Annotated in this window: 9 protein-coding genes and 1 pseudogene; 4 read left to right on the forward strand and 6 right to left on the reverse strand. The window is 70.8% G+C overall.

Annotated features, from left to right (window positions below):
- Window positions 1-25 precede the first annotated feature (25 nt).
- The 3 genes and pseudogenes from AQI88_RS34830 to AQI88_RS34840 all read right to left on the reverse strand — a co-directional run.
- Window positions 26-1125: pseudogene (locus tag AQI88_RS34830) on the reverse strand (ABC transporter ATP-binding protein); the annotation flags it as partial.
- A complete protein-coding gene (locus AQI88_RS34835) occupies window positions 1113-2234 on the reverse strand; it encodes a lipid II:glycine glycyltransferase FemX (protein WP_067007291.1) in 1122 nt (373 codons plus the stop codon). The pseudogene AQI88_RS34830 and the gene AQI88_RS34835, both read right to left, overlap by 13 nt.
- A 43-nt stretch (window positions 2235-2277) precedes the next feature.
- The gene (locus AQI88_RS34840) at window positions 2278-5109 is read right to left on the reverse strand and encodes an FAD-binding and (Fe-S)-binding domain-containing protein (RefSeq protein ID WP_067007294.1); all 2832 of its coding nucleotides are present in this window, start codon (window positions 5107-5109) and stop codon (window positions 2278-2280) included.
- Window positions 5110-5265: 156 nt separating this feature from the next.
- Here AQI88_RS34840 and serC point away from each other — a divergent pair, with 156 nt between their 5' ends.
- On the forward strand, window positions 5266-6384 hold the full coding sequence (gene serC, locus AQI88_RS34845; RefSeq protein ID WP_067007296.1) for a phosphoserine transaminase: 1119 nt from the start codon (window positions 5266-5268) through the stop codon (window positions 6382-6384).
- A 64-nt stretch (window positions 6385-6448) separates the two neighbouring features.
- On the opposite strand, the gene AQI88_RS34850 is transcribed toward serC, so the two are convergent.
- Window positions 6449-7960 (reverse strand): cellulase family glycosylhydrolase, encoded by a 1512-nt coding sequence (locus AQI88_RS34850; RefSeq protein ID WP_067007299.1) that lies wholly within the window; start codon window positions 7958-7960, stop codon window positions 6449-6451.
- Window positions 7961-8078: 118 nt separating this feature from the next.
- Window positions 8079-9071 carry a hypothetical protein gene (locus tag AQI88_RS34855; RefSeq protein WP_067007302.1) on the reverse strand — a complete coding sequence of 331 codons (993 nt, stop codon included), beginning with the start codon at window positions 9069-9071 and terminating at the stop codon, window positions 8079-8081.
- A gap of 88 nt (window positions 9072-9159) precedes the next feature.
- Here AQI88_RS34855 and AQI88_RS34860 point away from each other — a divergent pair, with 88 nt between their 5' ends.
- The 3 genes from AQI88_RS34860 (at window position 9160) to AQI88_RS34870 (ending at window position 10850) form a co-directional block, all read left to right on the forward strand.
- Window positions 9160-9843 carry a GDSL-type esterase/lipase family protein gene (locus AQI88_RS34860; RefSeq protein ID WP_067007305.1) on the forward strand — a complete coding sequence of 228 codons (684 nt, stop codon included), beginning with the start codon at window positions 9160-9162 and terminating at the stop codon, window positions 9841-9843.
- An 88-nt stretch (window positions 9844-9931) separates the two neighbouring features.
- Window positions 9932-10525, forward strand: coding sequence for a Uma2 family endonuclease (locus AQI88_RS34865; RefSeq protein ID WP_067007308.1), 594 nt, complete (start codon window positions 9932-9934; stop codon window positions 10523-10525).
- 121 nt (window positions 10526-10646) lie between these two features.
- Window positions 10647-10850 (forward strand): hypothetical protein, encoded by a 204-nt coding sequence (locus tag AQI88_RS34870; RefSeq protein ID WP_067007311.1) that lies wholly within the window; start codon window positions 10647-10649, stop codon window positions 10848-10850.
- A gap of 71 nt (window positions 10851-10921) precedes the next feature.
- Here AQI88_RS34870 and AQI88_RS34875 read toward each other — a convergent pair whose 3' ends face one another.
- Window positions 10922-11347, reverse strand: coding sequence for a hypothetical protein (locus AQI88_RS34875; protein ID WP_067007314.1), 426 nt, complete (start codon window positions 11345-11347; stop codon window positions 10922-10924).
- Window positions 11348-11391: the final 44 nt, after the last annotated feature.

Below are 11391 nucleotides of genomic sequence, written 5' to 3' on the forward strand. Positions count from 1 at the left end.
GTCCTGGATGCTGAGATGCGCCGCATCAGATGCCGGACCAGGGCTCCTCGTCCCGGAACAGGGGACGCCCGTCGGGAAGCTGGGGCCAGGCAGTGGCCTGGGCGGTGTGCGGGTCGTAGCCGTACGAGCCGTACCCGGGCGCGTACTCGTACACCGGCGTCGGCGCGGGCGGTGGCTCCTCCTCGAACAGCGGCAGCCGCAGCTCGCCCGTGTCCATGGACGCGTTGTTCTGCGAGCGGTGCAGCCGCGCATACGCCCCGCCCCGTGCGAGCAGTTCCTCGTGGCGACCGGTCTCGACGATCCGGCCGCGGTCCACGACGAGGATGCGGTCGGCGTCGGGGGCGAGGTTGAGATCGTGCGTGATCATGATCGTCGTACGGCCCGCCATCAGCCGGCGCAGCGGCTTGACCACCCGGCGGGCGGCCAGCCCGTCCAGGCCGGTGGTCGGCTCGTCCAGGACCAGCACCGGCGCGTCGCGCAGGATGGCGCGGGCGATGGCCAGGCGCTGGAGCTGGCCGCCGGACAGCCGGGCCGAGTTGGGGTCGACCCTGGTGTCGTAGCCGTCGGGGAGCCGGACGATGAAGTCGTGGGCGTCGGCCGCCCGTGCCGCCTCCTCGATCGCCTGGTCGCCGGCGCCGGGCCGGCCGCAGGCGTTGTTGGCGCGGACCGTGTCGTGCAGGACGAGGGTCTCCTGCGGCAGCAGGGTGACGTACGCGCGCAGGCGGGCCAGCGGGAAGTCCCGCAGGGGGACGCCGTCCAGCAGGATCTCGCCCGCGTCCGGGTCGTAGAAGCGGAGCAGGAGCTTGGAGACCGTGGACTTTCCGGCGCCGCTCGGGCCGGTGACGATCACCGGTTCGCCGGGGCTGACGGTGAAGGACAGGCCTTCGAGGGTCGTCCGGTCGGCGCCCGGATAGCGGAAGGAGACGCCCCGCACCTCGACCGTGCCGTCCGGGCGGCCGGTCCCGGTGCTGTGCCGGGGTCGGCGACCGAGGGCCTCACGTCCAGGATCTCGATCAGCCGCTCGGCGCCCGCCGTGGCAGCGGTGACCGTGAGCCCGAGCTGGGCCAGGCCGCGCACGGGCGGGTAGAGGAGCCGCCTTATGAGAGCGGTGCTCAACGGCGGGCCATGTAGACGTCGAACGCCTTGTGCAGCAGCCGGTTGAGGGGGAAGTCCCACTCCCCCAGGTACTCCACCGCCTCACCACCCGCGCCCACCTTGAAGCGGAGCAGTCCGAGCAGGTGGTTGGATTCCTCCAGGGTGTCGGTGATGCCCCGGAAGTCGTAGACGTGGGCGCCGAGTTCGTGGGCGTCGGTCATCATCCGCCACTGCATCGCGTTGTTGGGCTGGACCTCGCGCCTGCGGCTGGTGGAGGCGCCGTAGGAGTACCAGACGTGGCCGCCGACGATCAGCATGGTGGCCGCGGCGAGCACCTCACCTTCGTGGTGGGCGAGGTACAGCCGCATCCGGTCGGGGTGCTCGGCGGCGAGCGCCGTCCACATGCGCTGGAAGTACGGCAGCGGGCGCGGGATGAACCGGTCGCGCTCGGCGGTCTCGGTGTAGAGGCCGTAGAAGACCGGCAGGTCCTCGTATCCCCCGCGTACGACCGTCACGCCCGCCTTCTCGGCCCTCTTGATGTTGCGCCGCCACTGCTGGTTGAGCCCGCGGTGGACGTCCTCCAACGACCGCCCGGCGAACGGTACTTGGCACACGTACCGGGGCTGCCCGGCGGCGAAGCCGTCCTCGCCGCCCGGCTCGGTCTGCCGCCAGCCCATGCGGCGCAGCCGCTCCGCGAGTCCCCCGGCGCCCGGCTCGTACGACGTCGCCTCCGCGTCCCGCAGCCGGTGCGCGTCCGGGTCGGCGATCGCGGCCTTGACCGCAGCGGGGCTCCACCGCCGCACGACGACGGGCGGTCCCATCTTCACCGAGAAGGCGCCGCGGCGCTTCAGGTGGGCGAGCATCGGTTCCAGCCAGGCCTCCAGGTCGGGCGTGTGCCAGTCGATGACGGGCCCTTCGGGCAGGTACGCCAAGTACCGTTTCACCTTCGGCAACGGCCGGAGCAGCACCAGCCCGGCACCGACCAGCCGCCCGTCCCGGTCGAACCAGCCCAGGCTCTCCGCCTGCCAGTCGGGCTTCACGTCTCCCCACGAGGGCAGCTGCAGATGGCTGGCCGAGGGCAGGGAGGCCACGAACGTCAGGTGCTCGGCGCGGGTGATGGGGCGCAGGGTGAGGGTCATGCGCGGGACTCCTTGAGATCGCTGATCGCTTCAGCCTAGGAAGTCAGCCCGGTCCAACCCCTGTGTCCTTCCCCGGTGTCTCCAGACCCTCCGCCAGCACCTCCGCCAAGTGCCGCCCCCGCACCCCGGCCAGTTGCTCCAGCTGCGTCCGGCACGAGAAGCCGTCCGCCAGGACCACCGTCCCCTCGGCCGCGTCCCGTACCGAGGGCAGCAGCTGTTCCTCCGCGCAGGCCTTCGACACCTCGAAGTGCCCTTGTTCGAAGCCGAAGTTGCCCGCGAGGCCGCAGCAGCCGCCGCTCAGCTCGCCGCTCAGGCCGGCGGACGCGCGCAGCCGGCGGTCGGCGCTGTCACCGAGGACCGCGTGCTGGTGGCAGTGGGTCTGCCCGGCGACCGGGCGGTTCACGGCGGGCGGGGTCCAGTCGGGCGCATGTCGCTCAAGTGCCTCGGCGAAGGTGAGGACCGCCGAGGCCAGCCGGGTCGCACGCGGATCGTCGTGCAGCAGCTCGGGCAGGTCGGCGCGGAGGGCCGCCGCACAGCTCGGCTCCAGGACGACGACCGGAGCGCCCCTGCGCAGCACCGGTTCCATCAGGTCCAGCGTGCGGCGCAGCACCGTGCGGGCCCGGTCGAGCTGGCCGGTGGAGATGTAGGTCAGGCCGCAGCAGACCTGGCCGCCGAACGGCCGGGACGGCGGCAGCACCACCCTGAGCCCGGCGTCCTCCAGCACCCGTACGGCCGCCTGCCCGACCGAGGGCGAAAGGTGCTCGGTGAAGGTGTCGGGCCACAGGACGACCAGGTCTCCCGCAGTGCGCCGCTTGCGCCGCCGCCACCAGCGGCTGAACGGCTCCGGCGCCACCCGGGGGATCTCCCGCTCCGGCGCGATCCCGCCCAGCCGTTTCCCCAGCCGCGCGAACGGCCGCACGGCCGCGAGCCTGTTGAGCAACGGGGCCGTACGGGTCCGTGCCACCCACCGCAGCCACACCGGCAGCCACCCCATGGAGTAGTGGGCAGCCGGGCGGCGCCGTCCCTCGTAGTGGTGGTGCAGGAACTCGGCCTTGTAGGTGGCCATGTCGACGCCGACCGGGCAGTCCGAACGGCAGCCCTTGCAGGACAGGCACAGATCCAGCGCGTCCCGGACCTCCGTCGAGCGCCAGCCGTCGGTGACCAGCTCGCCCGCCAGCATCTCGTGCAGCAGCCGGGCCCGCCCGCGCGTGGAGTGCTCCTCCTCGCCGGTGGCCCGGAAGGAGGGGCACATCACGGCGGGCCCGGCCACCGTGCTCGTACGGCACTTGGCGACGCCGACGCAGCGGCGGACGGCGGCCCGGAAGTCGCCGCCGTCGGCCGGGTAGCCGAAGGCCACGTCGACCGGGCGGGGGGGCAGGGCGGAGAAGCGGAGGTTGGTGTCCAGCGGGGCCGGGCGGACCAGCATGCCGGGGTTGAGGAGGTCGTCGGGGTCCCAGGCCGCCTTGGCCCGCTCGAAGAGCCGTACCGTCTCCTCGCCGTACATGCGCGGCAGCAGCTCCGCGCGGGCCTGTCCGTCGCCGTGCTCCCCGGACAGCGAGCCGCCATGGGCGACGACCAGGTCGGCCAGTTCCTCGGAGAAGCGCCGGAAGCGGCCGATGCCCGCCTCGGTGAGCAGGTCGAAGTCGATGCGGACGTGGATGCAGCCGTCTCCGAAGTGGCCGTACGGGGTGCCGCGCAGGCCGTGGGCGGCGAGCAGGGCGCGGAAGTCCCGCAGATAGGGGCCGAGCCGGGCGGGCGGCACCGCGCAGTCCTCCCAGCCGGGCCAGGCCTCGCTGCCGTCGGGCATGCGCGTCGCCGTACCCGAGGCGTCCTCGCGGATGCGCCACAGGGCCCGCTGGGCGGCCGCGTCCGTGACCACCAGGGAGTCGACGACGTCGGCCGCGCGGACGATCGCCTCCGCACGCGCGCGTGCCTCGGCCGCCGTCTCCCCGCCGGTCTCCACGAACAGCCAGGCGCCGCCCTTCGGCAGCCCGGCCCGCGAGCGCACCAGGTCGGCCGCCATGCCCTCCACCGTGAGCGGGCCGAGCGGCAGCAGTCCGGCGGCGGCCTCCGCTGCGGCGCTCTCGTCGCCGTACGCCAGCACCGCGAGGGCACGCGCGCGTGGGGCCTCGACCAGGCGCACAACCGCCTCCGTGAGGATGCCGAGGGTGCCCTCGGAGCCGCAGAAGGAGCGGGCGACGTCGGCGCCCTTCTCGGGCAGCAGGGCGTCCAGGGCGTATCCGGAGATCCGGCGGGGCAGGTCGGGGAAGCCGGTGCGCAGGCGGGCCAGCTCGCCCTCGGCCAGCTCGCGCAGCCCGTCCGGCGCCCCCGCCCAGTCCCGGCCGAGCCGCAGCCGCTGCCCGCGCGCGGTGATCACGGACAGCTCGCGGACACTGTCCGCCGTGGTCCCCCAGGCGACCGAATGCGAGCCGCACGAGTTGTTGCCGATCATTCCGCCGAGCGTGCACCGGCTGTGGGTGGACGGGTCGGGGCCGAAGCGCAGGCCGTGCGGGGCGGCGGCCTCCTGGAGGCGGTCGAGGACGAGTCCCGGCTGGACGACGGCCGTGCGCGTGGCCGGGTCCAGCTCCAGCAGCCCGTTCAGGTGTCGGGTGAAGTCCAGCACCACGCCCGTGCCGGTCGCCTGCCCCGCGATCGAGGTGCCCCCGCCGCGCGCCACCACCGGAACCCCGCGGGCCCGGCACACCTCCAGCACCGCCGCCACGTCGTCGGCGTCCCGCGGGGCCACCACCCCCACCGGGACCCGCCGGTAGTTGGACGCGTCCATGGTCACGAGCGCCCGGGCGGTGACATCGAAGCCGACCTCACCCCGGACGACCCCGCGCAGCTCCGCCTCAAGGCCCGAGAGATCCGTCATGCGTCCAGGATGCATCCGCTCACGCACAGTCACCGCGACTTTTCCACAGCCCCGCACGATTCGTCGTACAACCTCACAAGTCCACAGTTCAGCGATCTTGTCTCATCGGACGGACACGGTTCCGTCCCGTTTCACCTGGGCGATACCCTCCGACTCGTGGCCGACATCCAGATTCCCGCTGACATCAAGCCCGCCGACGGACGATTCGGCGCGGGCCCCTCCAAGGTGCGCACCGAGGCCCTCGAGGCGCTCGCCGCCACCGGAAGCTCCCTGCTCGGCACCTCCCACCGCCAGGCCCCGGTCAAGAACCTGGTGGGCCAGGTCCGCGAAGGCATCAGCTCCCTGTTCTCGCTCCCCGAGGGCTACGAGGTCATCCTCGGCAACGGCGGCTCCACCGCCTTCTGGGACATCGCCACCCACGGACTGATCGAGAACAAGTCCCAGCACCTGAACTTCGGCGAGTTCTCCTCCAAGTTCGCCAAGGCGGCCAAGCTCGCCCCCTGGCTGGCCGAGCCCACCGTCATCGCCACCGACCCCGGCACCCACCCCGAGGCGCAGGCCGAGGCGGGCGTCGACGTGTACGCCTACACCCACAACGAGACCTCCACCGGTGTCGCCATGCCGATCAAGCGCGTGGCCGGTGCCGACGAGGGCGCGCTGGTGCTGGTGGACGCCACCTCCGGCGCCGGTGGTCTCCCGGTCGACATCGCCGAGAGCGACGTCTACTACTTCGCCCCGCAGAAGTCCTTCGCCTCCGACGGCGGCCTGTGGATCGGCGTCTTCTCCCCGGCCGCGATCGAGCGCGCCGAGCGGATCCACGCGTCCGGCCGCCACATCCCGGAGTTCTTCTCCCTCCCCACGGCGATCGACAACTCCCGCAAGAACCAGACGTACAACACCCCGGCCCTCGCCACCCTCTTCCTGCTCAACCAGCAGCTGGAGTGGCTGAACAGCCAGGGGGGTCTGGCCTTCTCCACGGGTCGCACGAAGGACTCCTCGACCCGCCTCTACACCTGGGCGGAGGAGTCCAAGTACGCCACCCCGTTCGTCTCCGACCCGGCCAAGCGCTCGCAGGTCATCGGCACGATCGACTTCTCCGACGAGATCGACGCGGCGGCCGTCGCCAAGGTGCTGCGCGCCAACGGCATCGTGGACACCGAGCCCTACCGCAAGCTGGGCCGCAACCAGCTGCGCATCGCGATGTTCCCGGCGATCGACCCGGCGGACGTCGAGGCCCTGACGAAGTGCGTCGACTACGTGATCGAGAAGCTCTGACCTTTTCGAGGATTCTTCGAGTACGTCGATGAAGGGCGCCCGGTGAACACCGGGCGCCCTTCTCTCATGTCGCGCTGCAACTCACGCTCGGAACGCCCCCGCCCCCAGGCGCACCGCCGAACCCGAAAGCGGCCGAACCGCCTACCACGACCGCCCCGTTGTGAGCAGCGTTCACCGCAGTGACCGTGCCCCCGCTCTGCGTGTACGACGCGTTCCACATGTTGGTGACCTGCCGTGACCCGCTCCACGTCCAGGTCACCTTCCACGAACTGAGCGCGGTCGCCCCGGTGTTGGTCACCTTCACGTCGGCGTTGAAGCCGCTGCCCCAGTCGCTGCTGACGGTGTAGGTCGCGGTGCATGCGGCCGTACTCCCGCCACCGCCGCCACCGCCGCCGCTGCCCCCGCCGGTGGTCGGGAACCCGGCCGCCTTGATGGTCGCCAGATACCCGTCCTTCACCGTGTCCACAGTCACCCAGTCGTCCTTCAGGATCCCGCCCGTGTCACCGGAGTCGGGGTTCCACGACCAGAAGGTCCACTGGAAGCTGTCGGCGCCGTACGTGGCGGTCGGCCGCAGATAGCTCACCAGGGCCGCCAGCCACTTCTGGTCGATGGCCGACTGGAGGGTCGTACCGAACTCGCCCACCCACACGGGCGCGATGTTCTGCTTGAAGAGGTAGCCCCAGTACTTGTCCCAGACACCGGGCATGTTGGCGGGGAAGGCCGGATCGCTGAACCAGCTCTGCTGGGCGACGCTGGTGGCGTAGTCGTGCGCGGAGTAGACGACCCGGTCGGCAACGCTGAGCTGTACGGGGTACTGGGCGACACCCATCAGATTGCCACCCCACCACCCCGAGACGCCGTTGTACGACTGCACGCCCTCGACGAAGATCAGCAGCTCCGGGTTGATGCCCAGAACGGCGTTCCCGGCGCGCTGCGCGGCGAGGCGCCAGTCGGTGGCCTGGTCGCCGCAGCCCCAGCAGGCGGGGTCGTGCGGCTCGTTGTGCAGGTCGATGCCGATGACGGTGTCCTGCCCCTGGTAACGGGCCGCGAGGGCCTTCAGGTCGGCGATCCAGGTCGACTCGGGGACGGCGGAGGTGTACCAGAGGGCCGACTGACCGCCGGAGCCGGGGCGGTGCCGGTCCAGGATGACCTTCAGGCCGTCCTGACCGGCGTAGGCCACGATCCTGTCCATGACCTGGAGCGATGTCAGCCCCTGGAGGTCGGCGTTCTTGCCGCCGGAGTAGTCGATGCTGTCGGGCATCGTGCCGTTCTTGAGGATGTCGTCGCTGTAGGGCAGCCGGATGGTGTTGTAGCCCAGCGACTTCATCTGGTCGATCATGCTCTTGTAGTCGCGCGACCAGAGTCCGTGCACCACGTGGTTGCCGGTCTCGAAGCCGAACCAGTTGATCCCGGCGATGCGCACCGGCTGTCCGGCCGCGTCGAGGATCTGCCGGCCGCTGGTGTGCCAGTAGCCGGCTCCGGGGGCGGCGGCCGCGTGCGCCGGGTGCCCGCCGGCCAGGGGCAGGAGGAGCGTGGCAGCGGCAGCACACAGCGCTCTTCGCAAGCTGCGGAACATGTGCCTGGTTCCTCTCGGGAGGCGCGGCCCCGGAACCGAATGGGAGCGCTCCCATACGCCGCGTACTTCCCAGGAAACTGACCTACCATGACCACGTCAAGGTGTCCGGCGCGGGTATTCAGCCCCGTCGCCGCAGCCGCCGCAGCCCCAGGAGGGCGACGGCCCCGACGGCGACGACGGCGACGGCGCCGACCTTGAAACTCCCGCTGAGGGTGGCGCCGTTGCCGGCACCGGAGGCGGAACTCCCACCGCCCGAGGGCGCCTTGCCCGAAGACCCCGCCCCGTCCGGCGCGTCCTCGGCCTGCACCGAACTGTCGGCCCCCTCGCTGCCGTACATCAGCTTGGAGCCGTCGAGGGAGTACGAGACGGACTCCCCCTGGCCCTGCAGGGGCACGTCGAGCCGCCCCTTCCGCTTGATCCGCCCGCCGTTCCAGTCGTAGGAGATGCCGCCGAAATACCCCCGTACGGCGAGCTGTCGGCCGTTCGGCGAGAAGGCGGCGTCGGTGGCCCAGAGGTCGACGGCGGCGACGGGCTTGAAGATGTTCGCGCCGGAGGTGGAGAGGTGGGCGGGACCCTCGAAGAGATGCCCGCCGTTCTCCTTCTTGTCCACGATGTACACGCGCCCGGTCCTGGGATGAACGACGAGCGACTCGGCGTCCCTCGCCCCGTCCGAGTACTTCACGACGTACTGCGTGGCCGTGACCGTCTGGTTCTTCAGCACCTTCGGCTCGGGCAGCCGGTAGATCCACACGTACGGCCACTTGCCGCCGAGGTTGTCGCCGATGTCGCCGACGTAGATCTGGTTGTCGGGCCCGATGGAGATGGCCTCCACATCGCGCGGGGAACCGACCCCGCGCAGGGTCACCGTGGCGACGGTCTTCCCCGTCCGGCTGTCCACGGCGTAGATGTACGGGCCGTCGTTGCTGTCGTTGTGCGTCCAGTAGATGCCGGGGTGCAGACGGGAGGCGGCCAGGCCGCTGGACTCGGTGATCCTCGGGTCCTTGATGGTGAACCCCTGATCACCGGCGCTGTCACCGCCGGCGGCGGAGGCGGGCAGCGCGCAGGCACCCGTGAGCAGGACCCCGGCGAGCAGAGCGAACGGTCGACGCATGCGCCAAGCCTGCCATCCCGGCGGGGTGTTCACCGAGCGTGGTGGGCCTCACACCCCACACACCCCCGCGATCGTCCATCATGAGCGGATGCTCAGGTTCATGCCCGTAGGTGACTCCATGACGATCGGGAGCGCGGGCGAACACACGTGGCGTTACCGGCTGTGGCGACACCTGTGCGATTCGCACGGCGGTCCGTTCACCTTCGTCGGCCCGCGCGAGGAGCTGTACGACAAGGCGGCCGAGGCGCCGACGTCGTACGCGTACGCCGAACCCGACTTCCCCCGCGCCCACCTGGCCGGCTGGGGCGAGGGCTGGCTGCACATGGCTCCGCTGGTCGGGGAGGCGGTGCGCGCGCACCGGCCGGATGTGCTGCTGGTGTCGTTGGGCCTGATCGACCTGGGCTTCTACACGAACGCCGAGCAGACGGCGGAGAACGTACGGGCCTTCGTCGCGGGCGCCCGTGCGGCCCGCCCGCGCATCCGCATGGTGATACTGCCGGTCATCCCGAACATCCGGGCCGCCGCGGACACCGCCTTCGCCGAGCAGGTGGACCGGTTCAACGTCCTGCTCGCCAAGGCGGTCGCCGACCTGGACGAGCCCCGGTCGCCGATCCTGCTGGCCTCGCCGCCGGAGTCGTACGACATCCACGCCGACACCTACGACGGCACGCATCCCAACGGGAGCGGGGAGCACCGGATCGCGGGGGCGTTCGCGGGGGCGATGTGGGAGGCATGGGGGGTCGGACAGCCGTACGAGGCAGGAACAAGCTGACCGAATTCCGGGGTCTCCTGGTCACCGTGCGTATCGTTGAACTGCACGACTGCACCTGTCCGTGGGGCAGCCGGGGAGGAGCGCCACGATGACCGTCCTGGAAGACAGGATCGAGATGGCCGACGCCGACGCCGACGCCAAGCGTTTGGACGAGTGGTTCGAGCGCCTTGAGCGGATGCCCGTCCCCGAAGGATTCAGGGTCGAGATCGTCGGGGGCAACGTCCACATGACGCCGCCGCGGAACACGCATTGGCAGATCATCCGCCGGATCCTATGGGCCGTCGAGGACAGGTTCGGGAGGGATGTCATGGTGTTCACGGACGTCCGTGTCGACTTCCCGGGCCACGAGAACGGTTTCTGCCCGGACGTCGCCATGCTCAGCGACTCGGCACAGGAGGACGACGGCGGCCACTGGCGCTACCAGGACGTCGAGTTCGTCGCCGAGGTCATCTCCAAGGGCACGGCCGCCAACGACTACGGCCCGAAAAAGATCGCCTACGCGGTCGCCGAGGTCCCCGTCTACGTCATCGCCGATCCCTACCAAGGACGGTGCTACGTCTACACCCACCCGAAGGACGGCGACTACGCCATGCGGACGACGGTGGACTTCGGCACCGACATCGACCTGACCGGCACAGTGGTCGACCTCGTCCTCAAGACCGACGAGTTCCCCCGCGACTGAGAGCTTGCGTCACTCGTTCGGCCCACAGCGGTCGCTGTAGCACGTGGGTTCGGTTTCGCTGGAAGTGAGCCCCGGCATGTGACCGGGCCTCCAGGAACCGTCGAGCGAAAGAGACGCAGCCATGTCTACTGGCAAGCTTCAGGAGTGGAACGAGGGCGAAGGCGCGGGCAGGATCAAGGACGATCAGAGCGGCGCCCCGCTGCAGTTCTCCTCGAACGACCTCCGGAATCCCACCGAGCGCAGGAATTTGCACCGCGGGGACAAGGTCCGGTTCGAGATCGACGCCAACCAGCCCAATCACGCGATAGAGGTCGGCAAGGCCTGAGTCTCGAAAGCACCGCACAGCAGGCACCACCCGCAGGGGAGCGGGTGTGTGCCTGTCGGCGTTCCGGACGGTCACTTCACGGCTCCGGCCACCAGGAGCCGCCCCGCCACCTCCTCCAGCAACTTCCCCACCACGAAGAACCTCTCCGCCGTCGGCACCGACCTCCAGCCCAGCGGCCAGGTGGCCCCCGTCAGCGCAGGCACACCCACGTACGACACGGTGCGGCGGCCTCGCGTCAACGCCCGTACGCCCGGCGGCCACTCGTACGCCCGCACCGTCTCCGGGGGCAGCAGAAAGTACATGTACCGCTCCCCTGTCGCCTCCTGCACGATCGCTCCCGCTTCGAAGGCGGTCCGCACCATCAGCTCTGAGGCGACGCGGCTGCCTGCGGCGCCCTTGATACGTACGGCGTCGAAGTGGATGCCTGCGTGGCGGAGGGCGTGGCCGGAGTGGGGGATCCAGGCCGGAATCCAGGGGGTGGAGATTCTGTCGTTCATGCACGTGATGTTTCCGGGCCCTTACATACTGTGACCAGGGCTAA

This window comes from Streptomyces cellostaticus, assembly GCF_001513965.1.
Lineage (GTDB): Bacteria > Actinomycetota > Actinomycetes > Streptomycetales > Streptomycetaceae > Streptomyces > Streptomyces cellostaticus.

Bases quoted from the DNA above. Each gene is read 5' to 3' on its own strand.
- AQI88_RS34865 (WP_067007308.1), top strand. From the start codon at position 9,932: ATGACCGTCCTGGAAGACAGGATCGAGATGGCCGACGCCGACGCCGAC.
- AQI88_RS34875 (WP_067007314.1), bottom strand. From the start codon at position 11,347: ATGAACGACAGAATCTCCACCCCCTGGATTCCGGCCTGGATCCCCCAC.
- AQI88_RS34860 (WP_067007305.1), top strand. From the start codon at position 9,160: ATGCTCAGGTTCATGCCCGTAGGTGACTCCATGACGATCGGGAGCGCG.
- AQI88_RS34850 (WP_067007299.1), bottom strand. From the start codon at position 7,960: ATGTTCCGCAGCTTGCGAAGAGCGCTGTGTGCTGCCGCTGCCACGCTC.
- AQI88_RS34855 (WP_067007302.1), bottom strand. From the start codon at position 9,071: ATGCGTCGACCGTTCGCTCTGCTCGCCGGGGTCCTGCTCACGGGTGCC.
- AQI88_RS34870 (WP_067007311.1), top strand. From the start codon at position 10,647: ATGTCTACTGGCAAGCTTCAGGAGTGGAACGAGGGCGAAGGCGCGGGC.
- AQI88_RS34840 (WP_067007294.1), bottom strand. From the start codon at position 5,109: ATGACGGATCTCTCGGGCCTTGAGGCGGAGCTGCGCGGGGTCGTCCGG.
- AQI88_RS34835 (WP_067007291.1), bottom strand. From the start codon at position 2,234: ATGACCCTCACCCTGCGCCCCATCACCCGCGCCGAGCACCTGACGTTC.